The organism is Ligilactobacillus equi DSM 15833 = JCM 10991, from assembly GCF_001435735.1.
Taxonomy (GTDB): domain Bacteria; phylum Bacillota; class Bacilli; order Lactobacillales; family Lactobacillaceae; genus Ligilactobacillus; species Ligilactobacillus equi.
Genome location: NZ_AZFH01000010.1, coordinates 38,330 through 55,253, shown reverse-complemented (window position 1 = coordinate 55,253; position 16,924 = coordinate 38,330). Strand labels below are relative to the sequence as shown.

Genomic DNA, 16,924 nt, shown 5'->3' with positions numbered 1-16,924 from the left:
AAAGGAGTGTTATATTTGTTTTTTTTCAAAAAGTTCTTTAAAAAGAAAAAACAGCCGGTTGATAGTCAACAAACTACTGATAGGCAGTCTGTTCAGTCTGTTAGTAAAATTGATAAAATCGGAAAAGGAAAGAGTCAAACAAGTCGTGGCTTGATAAAGAGTAATAAGCTCTTTATGGCATGGAATAAAAATGCGGAGGAAAAAAAGCAACGCCAAAAATCTGGCTTAGTTGCTGATTCTTATTTAAAACAAATTTCTCCTAAAAAGGGTTTTACCTTTCATAGTGATTATTTTGAAGTTGGTGATGGCGTTGCTCAAATATTGACTATTGTTCCAACTAAAAATGCTGATAGACAGTTACCTCCGTTTTGGGTTACGAGAATGCTACCAAGAGGGTTGGGCCAAAATGTAACTGCTAGACTTATACAACCTATTTCGACTAAAACGGAAAAATGGACTAAAGATAATGAAGTTAAAGCAGATGCGGCTGTAAGACAAGCATACGGTGAACGTAAAGTAAATGACCCTAGTAATCAGGATATTGCTTTCCAAGTACAAGATATGCATCAAATCAACGAAGATTTGCGAGGGGGGCAGTACCACGGTTCAGAATATAAGATTCTATTAAAGGCTCCAGATGTTGAAACGTTAGATTCCGCTCGTGAACAATATAAATTGCGTTTAAAAAATAATTTTAGAGGTCTAACAGTAGAAGTCTTTGAAGGACAGCAGAAAGATGATTTTGAAAATCTTCTGAAGTCAGCTGATGCGCAAATAGGTCATGAAAAGAAAATGTACACTAGCCAAGAATTAGCTGGTGGATATTACTTAATGTCTAAAGGTATTGACGATATAACGGGGAAGTACGTTGGTGTTTCAGAAGGGGACTTCAATAATCCTGCTATGTTAATGGATGTTGATGATTGGTCCAGGAATATCGTTGTTGCAAGTAAATTTGGCCCAAGGACAGGTTCATATAGTACAGAAGTATTTGGAGATCACTTACGATCAATTAGTTTGTGGGGCGTTAAAATTGCAGAAGATGCTATGATTCAAAATCACCGTGTTGTTCATTTTATTTTGAACAATACAGATATTGAAGACATTGGTAAGAGAAAAATTGGAGCTGATTTATCAAAACATACTTCAAATATAAATATGGGTAAAGGTGCAATAAATCCATTTGAAGCTTTTGGTCGTGAAGAAGATAAATTAAATGTTTATCCTACTTTGACTGAAAAATTACGGTTGATGTTTAAAGAAATGTCTCCGTCATTAAATGATGTTGACTTGAATAAGTATTTTACTCAACTTTTGAAGGAATTCATGGAAGATAAGGGATTATGGAAACCTAATGCAAAGGAAAATATTGATACAATTTCTTTGGTGGGCTTGCCGCATAATGAATATCCTTTACTTTCTGATTTTAGTTTATATCTTTCTACAATTTTTACTATTTATCAAAAGCAAGGTAATCAACAAGCTATTAAATCTCTTGAAAAAATTCAAGGGGTTGTGGATCGTATGAAAGAAGAAAATGGTGATATTTTCGATAAGCATACATCTTCAGTAGTTGATAATGCTCAAACAATTCCGCAAGTTATTTACGATTTTGCAAGTATTTCAGAACGTGGTAGAGGGATTGCTATGGCGCAGTTTATTAACACGTTAGGTTATGCAACTCAAAATCTTCATCGTGGTGATGTTGTTATTATTCATGGTGTAGATCAACTTGCTCCTGAAGTAAAAGAGTTTGTCAAAGATAATCTTCAAAAATTAACAAGAAGAGATGTACGAATTGCTTATCTTTATGACAATGTTATGAGTGCAATTAACGATAAAGACTTTAATGATTTAACATCAGCAGATTATACGTTATTTTCTGCTATGTCATCTGATGAACTTGAAGCGTATAAGGAAACGATGAAAGCGACTATTCCTTCCGCATTGGAAAATAGTTTGATTTCAAAAGATGATTTATTGTATTACTTGTCAAGGGATAGAGAAAAAGTGTTGTTTAAACTTGATTTAATCTTGTAAGATGGCTAAAAATTTGGTGAGTTATTGACCGTTATGATAATTACAGCCAATATATATAGTTTAATGGACGTTGATAAATGTATTATCATGAAAAAATGGAAGGAGGGATTTTCTTGAAAAAAAGCGTCAGAAAATTTTTGTATGTCCTAATGGCTTCGTTTCTAATTACGCTTTTTTGCGGGGGACCGCTTATGAGTGAATATATAGTTCATGCTGATCCGCCAACTGAAGAGAAAAAAGACGATGAAAAGGACAAAGACGATAAAGACAAAGACGATAAGAAAGATGATGAGGACAAGGAAGAAGACAGTGATAGTGGTGGAAGTTCTCAAAAAGATGTAGCTGGTGCTTTTAATGATGCCGCTCAGGAGTTAGGTGAGAAAACAGATAAAGAACAAAAAGAGGCTATTAAACAAAACACTAACGTTGGTGATGTTTGGGGCTATATGGGTGCTAAGTCTGTTTTCTGGGGTATGAGTAATATGACGGATTATTCTGTCTCATATTCAACCTTACGTAATAATGGTAGTGGTAGCGGTGGTAATGCTACGGCACGTTTTATGAATAAAGCTCGCTATTTTGCCGCAACTTACGGATATGTGTTGTATAAAACAGGTATAGATCATTCTATTTCAAGAGGTGATACGTCAAATAGTATTGGTCTTATTGGACGCTTTTTATTCGGCGGTATTATACTGGTTGTTTACCTAATATCTTCACTTGTATCAACTACTTTTGAATGGGTTGTAAAAGTTTTAGGTTACTTTAATCCTCTTGACTGGATTGTTAATGGCGCAAACGGTGCAAGTTCTGGAGGAGTTTTCCAAACTGTTGCTGGAAAAGTAAAGGAAATTTATGACGCGTTCGTATCCTTAGGTATGGTAGGTGCATTTGTTTGTTTTGCAGGTGCGGTAGTACTAGCGCTTGTCGGTATGCGTGTTTCCGATCAACCGGGGCCTCCTATGGGTCGAGGAATAGGTATTGGACTCTTTAGTGCCTTTTGGCATTTGTTGAAACGTGTCTTTACAATGATTGCTTTGCCAGTTGTTATGCTAACGTTATATAGTTTAATGATTGGGTCAATTCAGAGTTCAATGGAAAATTCACAAGGTGGAATCGGAACAAATGTCCCTGAGTATGCGGTTTATACGAATTTAGTTGACTTTAAAGGATGGGTAACTAATTCTAGATTGCAGTTGCCTTCAGGTTTAAAAGGTTCCTTTTCAACATCAACTGCAACAGGCTCGGTTCCTACTATCACGCACTCGTCAGTTGCTTTAATTAATTCAAAAGGTGCGGGAATTGATTCAGCTTCACCATATACGAATGGAGGAACGTTCAAAGACTCTTTATCTGCAAATGAAACTCACACTGCTGATGATAAAGCAACAAACATGATTATGTCATGGATGACTAATGATAGATATTCAGCTTCTAATTATGCAGCGGCAGTACAAAATAGTTATATTGCTAATTACGCTAAGGAAGATGATAAACCTGAAAAAATTTTAGAAGACTTAAAGAAAGCCTTAATAGGTAAGAATGACAAAATTAATTACAATGCTAATGGACATTTATCTGCAAATGACGGTCAAAATGCTAAGGGTATGACAGTCACTTTTGATTCTACAGAAAGTCCTGAAGGATATAAAGGGTTATCGACAATAGGTACTTACAATTATTTAGGAACTCTGTTTTCTAATACTGGTATGAGTCATAATGATACATCAAAGCTTTCGGGGTCTGGTTACCAATATGAGCATTATTCTGTTGGTTTAGTTGGACGTGGTATCGTTGCTTTTGGTAATTATATCTTTATGTTAGGTCTCATGTTTGCAGGTGCGGTCCTTGGGTTCGGTTACGCTTATTGGACTGTTAAAGCACTGATTGAAAGCATTCCTAAGATGTTCGGTTCCTTCTTTATGGGAAGTTTAGGTACTGGAAAAGGTTTTGGTTTGATGATTACTCAAGCCTTTGGTGTTTTAATTTCTGTTGGTGGATCTGTATTGCTATATGGTATTACATCGGAAATTCTTATAGGTATAGGTCAATCATTTGATTCAACCTTCTTTACAGGAGATGCATATTCTGGTGATGGATTTGCAGCAATTATGCCAGTAGGAGCTATTGGGTTAAATGCTGGTGCTTCAACATTTGCTTATGCTGCAGTTAATTCATTATCAGGGATACTATTATTGCTTGCTGCCTTCTTCTTAATTAAGATTCGTGGGCCAATTCTATCTCTATTCACAGAGTGGCTAGACGAAGTTATTAGAATGTTAAATATGACTGAATCAGCCGCATTTGGTGGTACTGCAGGTAATCACGCTCCATTAAATAACAATGCCCTTGGTGGTGTTGGCATGGATGGAAGAAATAGTAGTGTAGGTGATAACCTTGCTCGTGGTATGGGTAATTTTGGTGCTCAAACTGCAGCTGGGGGTACTCCGGGAGCTGTTAGTGGGTCTCCTACTGATGGTGGTGTGACTGGTGGATCTATGAATCGTACTAATCGATTAGGTAATCCAAAAGGTATGCTTGGTAAATTAAGAAATGCTCAAGCGGTTTATAAAGATCAAACACGTGCTCGAATGGCAAAACGCGGTGCACCTGATTCTTTTGTTGATGCAACTGCTAGAGATAAGTTGGGAGCGTTAGGAAAGATGGCCGGTCAAGCTGCGGTAATTGCAGGTGGTAAGGGCTTGGATACGTTGATAGGTTCTAACACCGCAAGTGATTTACGTGGTATCTATAATGCTAACTTGGACGATAATATGAAAGAATTGGGAAATGCCAATGAATATCAAAGTCAGCTTGAAAAGAGTGCTAATCAAGGAATTAATGGTAATTCTAATAATAATCTTTCTGTGACAGATTCAAGTTATGGAGATACTGACGAGGCTAATGCGCAAGCAAATGACTTTGTAGATCGACAAGCATTTGATAAAAACGGTAATGCGTATGATGGTGCTAATGCCCGAGAAGGGTATGTTGATGATAAGGGTCGTGCTGTTTCTGAATTTGTAGATTCACAAGGTAATGCCGTTCATTCATCTAAGGTTGTTCCTGACGGTTATGGCGGCTATCAAAATGCTATGACTGGTGAACAAGTAGCAGGAAAGCTTGCTAATTCAATTTACGGTAACAGAGAAAGTGGAAATAAATATTCTGCAACTGATGTTTACCAAGGAAAAGATGGTAAGACTTACGCTGATAAGTTTAAAAATATCGACGTAGTTCCTAAGCCCGGCACGGAAAGTGGATCGTTTAGAGATGCGCAAGGTAATGTTTATGCTCAAGATGATGTTATTCCTGAGAGTGTAGATGGTCGTGAAACAGGGCGGTATTATGCAAGAAATGCCGAGGGTCAAAGTGTTCCTGTTGGACAAGTTTCTGATACGGGTCAATACGTTGATTCGCAAGGTAATGAGTATGACAATAGTCAAACTCCAATCTCTATGGGAGATAATGGTAGAACAGTTGCCAAAATTGCTGATGGTAGAGAAGAAGTTCAAGACATGTCATATGTTGATGATAATAATCAAGGCTACTCTGCAGATCAAGTTTCAAATGGATACTACGATCAAAATGGTAATTTGACAGACCAAGCTAACGATTACGTTGACAATGATACAGGTCAAATTATGTCTGGCTCCTTAGCAGACACTGCTGAAAGTTTTGAAAAGAATGATGACGGTAGTTACACTGCTAAAATGAAGATGAATCCTTCAAGCTTAGCGACTAATAGTGATGGTAGTTTAGTACAGGATGCAAATGGTTTCTACCAAACAAAAGATGGACAAAAAGTTGCTTTATCTGGTGAAAATGCTGATGGTACATTTACTAGAGTTGCTAATGTTTCACCGGTAGCTAATACATTAGCGTCAGTTGCTAAGGATTCTTCAGGTCAAACTGTTCAACAACAGTATAGAGATTTAAGAGATCCATCTAAAACTTATGATGCTTCAGATGTTAAGGCTAACCAACCTTACGCAATGGTAAATAATAACGGGAAGCGTCAGATGGCTTTATTAAAGCAAAATGGAGACGGTAATTTTGTGGATGCAAAAGGTAGAACCTACGGTAAAAATCAAGTTAAGCATGGTAACTTCCATGTTAACCCTGAAAACGGAAGGTATACACGAGTTGCGGCAACAAATAACTTTAAAACAGCTAATGGTAATATTGTCGGGGCTAGTCAAGTTACAGCACAAAAGCAAGTGGCAAGAAATAGTAACAAGGATCTTGTTACTGTTAATAGAAATAAGACTGGTACTTTTGTTCAAAATGCTAAGGCAAATGGTGGTTACACTAAGGTAACTAAAGATATGTCTGCAATGTCACGTCAACAAAAGAATAACTTTGTTAAACAAGCTACTAACCGTGCTTCTCAAATTAAGAGCCAACTTCGTGATAATCCAAGCGATACCAAGTTGAAACAAGAATTGGTTAATCAACAAGCTTTAGCACGTGCAGCAAAAATCAACCAAGATGTTCGAGATGCTCCAAAATTAGGTATCTTAAGAACTGCTACTCCTACATCGTCACTTAAACAAGCATCCGTTGGTGATGTGAGAAATACTCTTAATCGTTACGCTAAAGTTCGTTCAGAAGCGGAGCAGATGATTAAGACGGGTATAAATCCAGAGAAAAATGCTATTAAGGATGAAATGCAAAGTTTGGCTAAACAACTGCACTCCTACGGTGTTAAAAATTCTGTTTTGAAGAATTCTTCTGGAAACATTCACAATACAGTTCTGATGATGGATGCGTACGTAAATACAAACTAATTATTTTGAGGAAATCAATATGTATTTTATTCGATTTTATTTTGATTAAATCGTAAATATATATTGATTTTTTTGTTGTTTTTTAAACGAAGATTATTGTACACTCAATAGAGAGGATATTGTTACTATTGGTTTGATTAAGAAAGGAGGAATTATCTTGGACTTTATTAACGGTTTATTGTTTGATTCATTTGTTGCTAACCCAGCTGCTATGGATATCTTTAACAACTTCCAACGTAACGTTGCTAACAGTATCGCTGACCCTATTATTAAAGCTATTGGGGCAGTTGCCTTTATCTTTGGTTCGTGGGCAATTTTGAGATACTTAATGGGTCAACAACAAGGCGGTGCTCACTGGGTACTTTGGTTTGTTGCCTTGATTTTTGGAGCATTGTTCTACCTCAACGGGTTAAGTGGTTGGACTTCATTAGGGGGAACAACTACAGATACAGTTAATGGGTTATTCCAAGCTGTAACACCTGTTGCTACGATTGCAACCAATACATTATTAAGCTTTGTCGGCTTATAATATGTAAAAAATGGGCTTGGCTTTTCGTCAGGCCTTTTTTATATAGTTTTTTTCTAAATACATATATATTTACACGTTTTTTTTACGTTAAAGTTGTGATAAAATCAAGATATAAATATGTATTTTTATATTCGTAAATAATACAGAATGTATAAATGCAAAATATTGATGTAAAGGAGCTATTTTGATGGGGTTATTTGGAAAGAAAAAAAAGAACTCTGATAGCGATAATAGCAAGGTATCAAAAAACAAAAATGAAGCCTTGTATCGCAAAAAGAAGAGAAACAGTCGCAAAAAAAGTAGAACTCAATTTCCACTGATTAGTTCAATGAAATTAAAGAAAATTTCGCCTTCTTCATTACTTGATTTTTTGGCTAACAGTAAAGAGGGTATGCTTAATTCGTTTGATGTGTTGCTTAATAACATTGAACAACATGAAGGGGAAAAAGGTTTCTTAGTCATTGCTTTATCTGAAGAAGATTTTAAAAAATCAAAACTTACACGTTCAGATAATCCGCGAGACTTTGGAGAATTTACTAACTCAATTTCCAAGGATTTAATTCGTTCGGCATCATTACCAACAAATATTGAACAAGGGTACGTTGTTTTAGTGCCAAGTAAATCCGCTTTGGAAAATATTGGTGAGTTCGATGAATTAAGACAATATAAAGATGGATTCTTTTGGGCTGTCTTGCCAGAAAACATTTCAGATAGTGCGGTAGATACTGCTAAAGCCTATATTTTGGAATCACGAGTTACTTATGATGAATTATCTAAGTTATCAGAAAGTGTTAGTGAAAATGCGGAACTTAAGTTGACCAATATCAAGTATAACGATCAACATGACATGATTGACGCTGATATTTCGGTGACTGATGGAGGAATTACGGAGGTAATTTCAAAACAAGAAGTATCTTCATCTAGTGAAGGTGAAGAAGAGGAAGAAGAAGTTGCGGAAGAATTAGATGTGCCGGAAGCCCAAGAGCCAACGGAGCTTGTGAAAGCTACAAAAAACGCTATTCTCAATATTCAAGATGATCAGGGTGATGTACCAGTTCTAGGTTTAGATTCTGATTCTGAATTGGTTACTGAAGACGAAACTGATAGTAATGCAGAAAATCAAAGCGGATTAGTCGTTGATTCTGATAATACATTATCTGAAAATGATAAGATTGATGCTTTATTAGACAATGAAGAAGTTGATGTATTGCCATTTGGTAATGATGAAAATAATGCCGTCATTGATAATTCTGATTTAGCGGACAACTATATTACTTCAGAAGCTCAAGATGTTAATAACTTGTCAACACATGTTGAATCTGCTGCCTCAGAAGAAACAGTAGTTGAAGATGATGACGAGGAAGACATTTTATCAGATGATTTATTATTCAAAGGGTTAAACAATCAAAACTCTGCGTTAGGTAATACTAATGTTGATACTACAGACGCAACAAGTTACACATCACGTTTAAAGAAGATTGCTGCTGATTTAGGTAAGGAAGAAAAATTAGAAGTAGATGTTAGTGAATTAGACGCATTATTATCTAAGAAAACTTTTAGTATTCCATTTAAAGATGAAGTGGTTGGTAATAATTTAAACGAGTTGTTAAACGTTAAGATTAGTGATGCTAACCAACGTTTAGCTAAAATGCACGACGACAACATTAAGTCAATTATTAGCTTGTATAAGAACTCTATGCAACAAGGGTTCAATATGATTAAAGAAGCAACTGATTTAACCAAGAGTCAGAATGAATTTGGTCGTAAAAAAGCAGAAATTGAACAAGAATATCGCGATAAGAAAGATGATAATGATAAATTATTTGCGGCTTATAAAGAGGCTGAAGAAGCAAATTACGACAAAGCTTTTGAAATTTATCTTGATAAAATTACAGCTAGCGCTAAAGAATCATATGAAACAATGCACCGTCAAGGCTTAGAAGAAAAATTATCAAGCAAGCGGGCCGAATTGGACGATACTTTAGAAGTAAATAAGCAAAAAGATTTAGATGAATTATCCAAAGAACGTAAAGATAGAATTGCAAGATTATATGATGAAATTAACGAAGCAACAATTAATCGAATTTCTGAAGAATATAATTCTAAATTCTATAATGTTGAAAAGGAATTATCAGCGGAATTTAGTCGAGAGATTGAAGAAATTTCAGAACAATACCTTAAGGATGAAATTGCTCGTCAAAAGACTGTTCAAGATAAGCTTGATAATGATAAGACCGTTGAAGACCTTAAGTTGAAACTGGCTGAAACTGAAGAATCTAAGCAAGCACTTATTATCAATAATAATAATGCCCTTAATCGTTCAGAAACAGAAGCTAGAGAGCGTATTAAGAGTATTCAAGATCAATATGACTCTGAAATACTTAAACGCAATGAAGAGTTTATGAAGACTCTTGAAGAAAAGGACAAAGAACTTAAAAAGCAACAAGCTAAGATTAATGAGCTTGAAAATGAAAGTTCTAAGTCAATGCGTGCTAACGAGAACAGATACGATGAATTACGTCGTAACTTTGACGATGAAAAACGCAAGTTAGTTGATGAATATGATTCTAAAGTGCGTGAACTTAAGACACAACAAGCTCTTGAGATGCAAGCTAAAGAACAAGCGATGACTGAACGTATGAAACAAAAGGATATGGAAACAACACGTGCAGTACGTAATACGAAGGCATTTACAACTGTTGGTATGATAGCTACGTTCTTGTTTGGTATTTCAATTCCGTTTATTACAGAACACTTTATGGGTAATACAGATAAAAGTGAACCTGTGCGGACAGAAGTTGTAAGTCAATCATCCCACTCTGAAGCTTCTAGTTCACATAGTGCTAAAGAGTCTGACCGTCAATCTGATAAATCTGAAAAGAGTACTAAAGATAACGGAAGTTCAAGTGAGAGTGGTGTAAGTCAGGAAGATAATTCTAATCAAGAATCAGCATCGAATGCTACAACCTCACAATCAAATTCTAATTACAGTAATAATAGTCAAACAAGATAATTTAGAGGGGATATTTAAAAAATATCCCCTTTTTTAGAAAGGTGAGCTTTATGTTAAAAATTATTCGTGAGGCGATTACATCGTTTGAAAAAATATTTGCAACATTTTGTGGCTTTGTGCTGTTCACACTGTCAGTTAATATCCTAAATCCTAATTATTCGAAATTGACTCATATTACTCCTAATACTGCTTTTAGCATTTCGGATGTTCTAGTAGAATTTGGGATATTTTTAGGATGTGCTTATTTTTTCTTAGTTATGGTATCTGAATTCAATGTTAATGAAGCAGGACCGCTATTTAAGGCTATTTTCTACGGCAAAGACGGTAAAATACGTGAAAAAGTTAAAAGCGTTATGAACGTATTAACGACTGTTTTAAGCCTAAGCTTTATTGTATTTTCTTTGATAGTTTCAGTAGCACTGCTTAAGTTTATTGGCTTTTTTAGTTTCTTAAGTGTCGTGGCTTGTCTTTTCTTATTGACAGCCGCTGTGATTATTCTTAATTGTGTGTTGGAGATATTGATAAAGCTTACTAACTTAAGTTAGGATGTGAGTTTCATGAAAAATATTGTCAAATATTTTGTTGTTGGAGTTAAAGTATTGTTTTTATTGCATTTACTGTGTTAGCAATAGTTGCGTATTTAACTTTTAAAGACTTGCAAAATGCTGGAGTTCTATCGTTCTGTATTTTATTAATACTTTTATCATTGGTTGCAATCTATGATTTGCGATATTCGTGGGTAAGAGTTTTTAGCGGAAGAAGGCGTTTCGTGAAAAAATTAATTGATAGAAAAATAAAGCTTGTATTTTTGCACATGGACTATCATGTTAGAAAAATCAACCAATTTAAATATTGAAAGCAGGGAATCAATATGACTGAAAAAGAATGGCAAGCAACAATTAAAGGAGAATTGTTGAAATTTGATGATTGGCAAAGTATTAGTGTTAGAGAAAATAAGATTATTGTCAAAATTTTGAATGATTTTGAAGATACTATTCAAATCTTATTTACGAAGATGGAAGATAGAACAATTCTAAAAGTTGGAAAATTAGTCAGAATTGTTATTGATAATCGAGAATTATCTAACTCTAAACGCTTAATTAGTGAAACAATCAAAAATGGGCTAGAAATGGCGATTTAGTTTGATGTTAACCATTTATAAAAAAAGTAGCGAAGAAGCAAAGAAAAGAGATGTTTCTGCGATAAAAGATGACAACTCTTATAATTCTAACAATTGTTCAATGGGTAAGAACTAAGTTTAGCAAAGTAAAGAAGTTGTATTTAGTCAAAATTCATAGGGACAATACATACACTAAAAAAGAGGTTTGGCCAAAAGAATTAGCAAAAAAATCTTTTAATGGTTATGTCTTGTTCGATAGTTTTGACAAGGTTAAGAAGTACGTTGGCAAAAGGAAAGAGAGAAAAGATAGTAACAACTAGAAAGTTGGTGTTTTAGCACGAAAAATAGTGTAAAAGAAAATTTGGCAGGAAAGAAGAAAGCTATTTGGGGCGCATTGTTTTATGCAGCATTTAGCTTTGCAGATTTAGTTTGTTCTGGTATTTCATTGAGAAATGATGTTTTTTCCTTTTCTGGATGGTTGGGCTTATGTGTGGGCCTAATGTTAGTTTTGTATCTAATTGAGTATATGTTTGATAATGGATTGATTTTGAGTCAAGCCAATATTGATAGATTGAAGTTTAAACAGGCAATCTTAGTATCACTAATCTTATTAGGATTCATTATTGCATTAATTGTTTTATTTGAACTTCGAGGCTTGCTTAATAATGATTTTCAACTGGTGATTCTCAACAATGTGAATTAAGAAAGTGAGGTTTGGTGCCTATGTCCTTATGGGATCAAATGCGCGAGAAGGTGGCTAATTTCGATTTTAATAACCCAAATCGTGCAGGACGTAAAGTCCAAGGGGAAATGCGTTATGAGGCGTATGACGAGTCTGAGCGTGATATTTACCGCAATCCTGATGCAAGAAGAACAAAGCGAAAAGATGCTCCTTCTAAAGAGTGGATTTATTATGTAACCACATTTATTGCTGCTGCGGTATATGTTTTACTAACAGCCTTAGTAGTCATGATATTAATTTCGATTTATAAGTCTAAACATCCCGATTATGTGGTGATATCCTTTACTAAGACTTTTTGGTCGATGGCTTTAAATCCTGCTACTTTACCACAAATAAAATTATTTGTTTTGTTAGCGACAGCAGGTTTAACATCTATTGTTTATGCTCGTTTAGAACGTAACTATCGCTTACAAAATATTGAAACTGATACAGAAGAGTTGAACAAGAATGAAGGGGAAAGTCGCTTATTGCAACCAGAAGAAATGGTCCGTAATTTTGATATTTTTCCTGATGTGGGGGCTCACTCTTCAGTAGAAGTATCAGCTTTAATTAGTCACTTTTATATCACTAATGATGGTATTAAAGAAATAGAAATGGGTGACCGTAAATCTGATTTTGTGGATCGCTATATCTTGAAAAAAGATGGCGTTAAGCATATGAAAAATAAAAATAATTATGTTGATGAAAAGAAAACTTTGTGGAACCCATATGATTTGGACCCTTATGATTCTGATGTTTATGAAGAATTAAGAACTAAGAAAGTACCATTTATCGATATTGCTTTTGGTAAAAAGAATGCTGAAGCTTCGGGAATCACTAAGCGTACTATGGTTACTTATAATCCTCGGAAACTTTTGTATAATAACCCCGGTAAAGAGATATTTGGTAAAACAAATGAATTAACGGTTGCTGATAAAATTAATAATGACTGGTGGTTTCCAGATTATGAAGTTCAACGCCCAGGTGGATTTTATGTCGTAGCTACTGGTGCAATCAACTCGATTGTAGTTGCTATGACTCGTGCGGGGAAGGGTCAAACTATTATTGAGCCTACACTTGATATGTGGACTCGAATGGATGAACCCGCAAATATTGTTGTTAATGACCCTAAAGGTGAATTATTAGTTCGTTTTTCTTATCCTGCACGTAAACGTGGGATGGAAGTTATTGCGTTTAACTTGGAAGACCCTGCAAACACAAATATCTATAATCCACTTGGTTATGCAGTAGCTGCTGCTCGTCAAGGACGTTATGAAGAATGTGCGGAACACGTCAAGAATATTGGTGATATTTTCTTCCCACCAGTATCGGGCCAAGATCCAATGTGGAATAATGCCGCTAATGCTTCGTATAAGCGTACAGCATTAGGGATGATTGATTACTACTTGGAAGAAGAATATTATATTCGTGATAAAGCAGTTAAAGAAAACTGGTCTGTTGAAAAACTCGATGTTTACTTAGATAACATGTGGGGGAAGGTTACGCTATACAACGTTTACCAAATGATGTCCCAGTTATCATCCCGTAAATCGCAAGATGAACGCTTAGTTAATATTGTTGATAAGACAGCTAAGTCAAAAGACTACTTGACCTTATTCTTCGATGCAACAAGTATGTTACCTAAGGATAAGTTACGTCAACAAGTTACCGACCAAGACCAACCATTACGTGCTATGGCACAGTCATCTAAAACATTAGCTTCTGTTCAAGGTATTTCTTTGACAGCCTTAGCTTTATTCTCTGACCCATTGATTAAGGCTTTAACATCAGGTAAACCATCCCAGAACTTTGATATTTTAGGTTTAGGTTTCCCTAGACGAATTGGTGTTCACTTAGAAAAGAATTTTGCTGAAAGAAAAGCTTATGCTAAGGAACGGTTCAGATGGAGAGTTTACGAAGATAAAGAATTTAAGCATGAAATTAAAGAAGATGAGTTAGGATCAACCTTTAGATATGATGGGGTAATTGATCCGCAATTCTGGATTTTCTACCGTACTAAAGGTATTTTCCCTAATAATATTGTTTACTTAAAATTAGAAATTTTCTCTAAGCGTACTAGGGATGTAATGGCAGACTTTTACTTTGAATTTGAAAAGCGCTACATGCTTAATTCAGACGAAACTAGTTTTGTTATTGATGAAGTTACAGGTGAAGAAATTATCAAAGATGGCTACTTGAGAGAAATGGTTTGGGATAAATCTAAAAAGGAGTTTGTCATTGGTAGTGTTGAAGATGAAGTTGAAGAAGTTGACTTGCTTAATTCGTTGTATGCGAAAACAAAGCATAAAATTAATGTTATTGATCAATCGGATGTTCACTACTCTGAAAAGACAAAATTTGTCGATTTCGTAACACCGCCTAACAAGGCTGAACACGCCCGTATTTTGTTAATTGCGTTAGACCAAATCTTTAACCAACAAGTTAATGCAGCTTACTTGGCTACGGCAGATCAAAAGCCATACTACAAAACTAAAGCAATGCTTGATGAAGTTGGTAACTTACAATCTGGGGGCCAAGGTATTCCGTTCCTTGAACGTAAGTTGTCTATCGGTTTAGGGCAAGACCAACAATTTACTTTGATTGAACAAGACTTCTCACAAATCCCTGCTGTTTATGGGGAAAATGTATCAGAAACCATTCAATCTAATGCTTTGATTATTAATTACTTGAAATCAAATAATGAAAAGACTTTAGAACACTTATCTAAAATGTCTGGGACTATGAGCCAAGTAAAGACGGAATCACAAAATGTTACTCGTCATGCGGATAAGTTAGTACAAGCTAACGATGCAGCTGTAAGCCGTACTGTATCTGTTAAGGAAGTACCTGTTATTTCTCCTAATGATATGCGTTTGATTCCACCTTCAAATAACATGGTCTTTGGGAATGGTTATCCAGTCTGGTCTCGAAACCAATTAGCTTTACCGGTTGCTCGTGAATTGCACAATCCTAACCGTTTAAGAGATTTTGAAGATGAAGAGTCAACTAAGTTAGAGACTGTTGCTTTAAATGGTGCTTCTGACTTCGATGTTTTTAAAAACCAACCAGACTTTTTCGAAATGGTTGAAAGACGTATTAGTCAAGCTCTATTAGTTGAAGATATGATGGAACGTTATAAGAAAGCTAATAATTATAGTGATTACGATGTATCTTTGAAAGATATGGATGATGTAAGCAAGGTTATTATGCGTTATGTTCGTAAGAAGATTGATAGCAATCCTGAAAAATACATTATTCATGATAATGGTGGGGTAGTGAATGAGGAACAAGTAGAAGCAAATGGGCAACAACAAGCTGTTGCTCAAGATAGACAAATTAAACGTTATGCACACCGCCACTTTAGTCGTGCTGATTTATCTGAAGGTAGTGCTAACCACATGTTAGACGGTTTAAAAGAAGTCTTACAAAAGACTCTAGAAAAACTCTTTACAAAAGCATCAGAAGTATATGATGATAAAGTAAAGGCGAACTCAGATATTCCTGAATACTTAGGTTTAGCTGTCAGAGTTACTGATGAAGATGAAGGTGCCGTTTTTGATGAATCTGTAATTTCTGATGAAGAAGTTCCAAGACAAGATTTCAAGGTAGAACTTAATGGAGAGCAGTACATTATCTTCAAAGAAGATGAAGATGAGGACGTTGCTAACGACTTAAGTTCAGATATTCGTATTGATATGAAAGAATTAGAAAAATTAGCTAAGGATTTAGCACAGCTCGATAGTTGGTCTGACCTAATTCCGACACAAGACTTTACGTTTGACTTTGAAGAAGAAATGGGTAAAATTGCTGATGAGAAGTTAAAAGAAGGCTCTTCTGTCCTAAAAGAAGATGTCGATTAATAAGAATAGGTGATTTTCGTGAAAAAAATTTATATTACCGTTTTTCTAGTAGTCGTAGCGGTGTTTTCAGGTGCGGTGTATTTTAGAAATCAAGCTAAGAAAATTGAAAACAAAAATATTGCTCTTGTAAGCCGTATAAACTACTATCAGAAGGCTGTAGATGCTAGAGAGGCATATTTATCTAAGCCTATCTACAAAGTCCCAAAAGGGCAAAAAACAATGCCTAAACAACAAGAACAAACTTTATCACTTTTGAAAAGAGTCTTTAGGAGAATGACTGACTATGAAAGTTCAGTTGAGTTTAATAATAACGTTGATTACATTAAGAAATATGTGACCGACCAAGACTTTATTAATAAGTATTTAGGCGGCTCTAAAGATATCGTTGATAAAACTGGTGTCTTGATGAAAAATGAATATGTTGCGGTTGTTCCTCTTAATGATGATAACTCGTATATGGTTGTTATTGACTACTTACCTTACGTTGCTAAAAGTGACTTATATCAAGAAGATAAGTTAACAACTATGAGTAAGACCTATACAGTTAATGCAATTGGTGATAAAATAACTAAAGTAGAGGTGAACGACGCCATCCCAACTAACTAATTCTTACAACTAATACTAGTTAATGTGCTAGTTGTTGGGATGTTTCGTAAATATCCAAGAATATCTAAATATATCCGAATAGTTCCAAAATTGGTGATAACAGAGATGTTGTCACCTTTTTTAGTAAGCAAGAGTAAAGCACCTGATAAGCAGGTGCTTTTTGGTTGTTATCCTTTCAAAAATTATAGCGGAAAAGCCTAATGTATATATGTTTTTGCCTAACCTAAATATATAGTTTATCTGGC

At 35.1% G+C, this 16,924-nt stretch carries 9 protein-coding genes; all 9 read left to right on the top strand.

The genetic code is table 11. The annotated features are described in order from the left end of the window. The first annotated feature begins 15 nt into the window (after positions 1-15). The 9 genes from FC36_RS01755 to FC36_RS01710 all read left to right on the top strand — a co-directional run bounded on the left by FC36_RS01755 (position 16) and on the right by FC36_RS01710 (position 16,679). The gene (locus tag FC36_RS01755) at positions 16-2,040 is read left to right on the top strand and encodes a hypothetical protein (protein WP_025020340.1); all 2,025 of its coding nucleotides are present in this window, start codon (positions 16-18) and stop codon (positions 2,038-2,040) included. A 191-nt stretch (positions 2,041-2,231) separates the two neighbouring features. Beyond that, on the top strand, positions 2,232-6,830 hold the full coding sequence (locus tag FC36_RS01750; RefSeq protein WP_025020341.1) for a hypothetical protein: 4,599 nt from the start codon (positions 2,232-2,234) through the stop codon (positions 6,828-6,830). Positions 6,831-6,987: 157 nt separating this feature from the next. After that, positions 6,988-7,359, top strand: a complete 372-nt coding sequence (locus FC36_RS01745; RefSeq protein ID WP_025020342.1) for a hypothetical protein — start codon at positions 6,988-6,990, stop codon at positions 7,357-7,359. 187 nt (positions 7,360-7,546) lie between these two features. Next, a complete protein-coding gene (locus FC36_RS01740) occupies positions 7,547-10,372 on the top strand; it encodes a hypothetical protein (protein ID WP_025020343.1) in 2,826 nt (941 codons plus the stop codon). Between the two features lie 50 nt (positions 10,373-10,422). After that, positions 10,423-10,917 (top strand): hypothetical protein, encoded by a 495-nt coding sequence (locus FC36_RS01735; RefSeq protein WP_023859273.1) that lies wholly within the window; start codon positions 10,423-10,425, stop codon positions 10,915-10,917. A 326-nt stretch (positions 10,918-11,243) separates the two neighbouring features. Further along, positions 11,244-11,513, top strand: coding sequence for a hypothetical protein (locus tag FC36_RS01730; RefSeq protein ID WP_023859272.1), 270 nt, complete (start codon positions 11,244-11,246; stop codon positions 11,511-11,513). Positions 11,514-11,853: 340 nt separating this feature from the next. Next, a complete protein-coding gene (locus tag FC36_RS01720) occupies positions 11,854-12,195 on the top strand; it encodes a hypothetical protein (RefSeq protein WP_025020344.1) in 342 nt (113 codons plus the stop codon). A gap of 20 nt (positions 12,196-12,215) precedes the next feature. Then, positions 12,216-16,073, top strand: coding sequence for a type IV secretory system conjugative DNA transfer family protein (locus tag FC36_RS01715; RefSeq protein WP_023859269.1), 3,858 nt, complete (start codon positions 12,216-12,218; stop codon positions 16,071-16,073). A 219-nt stretch (positions 16,074-16,292) separates the two neighbouring features. After that, positions 16,293-16,679 (top strand): hypothetical protein, encoded by a 387-nt coding sequence (locus tag FC36_RS01710; protein WP_155889545.1) that lies wholly within the window; start codon positions 16,293-16,295, stop codon positions 16,677-16,679. Positions 16,680-16,924: the final 245 nt, after the last annotated feature.

Coding starts and splice junctions, on each gene's coding strand:
- FC36_RS01750 (WP_025020341.1), top strand. CDS start 2,232: ATGAGTGAATATATAGTTCATGCTGATCCGCCAACTGAAGAGAAAAAA.
- FC36_RS01740 (WP_025020343.1), top strand. CDS start 7,547: ATGGGGTTATTTGGAAAGAAAAAAAAGAACTCTGATAGCGATAATAGC.
- FC36_RS01735 (WP_023859273.1), top strand. CDS start 10,423: ATGTTAAAAATTATTCGTGAGGCGATTACATCGTTTGAAAAAATATTT.
- FC36_RS01730 (WP_023859272.1), top strand. CDS start 11,244: ATGACTGAAAAAGAATGGCAAGCAACAATTAAAGGAGAATTGTTGAAA.
- FC36_RS01715 (WP_023859269.1), top strand. CDS start 12,216: ATGTCCTTATGGGATCAAATGCGCGAGAAGGTGGCTAATTTCGATTTT.
- FC36_RS01710 (WP_155889545.1), top strand. CDS start 16,293: ATGCCTAAACAACAAGAACAAACTTTATCACTTTTGAAAAGAGTCTTT.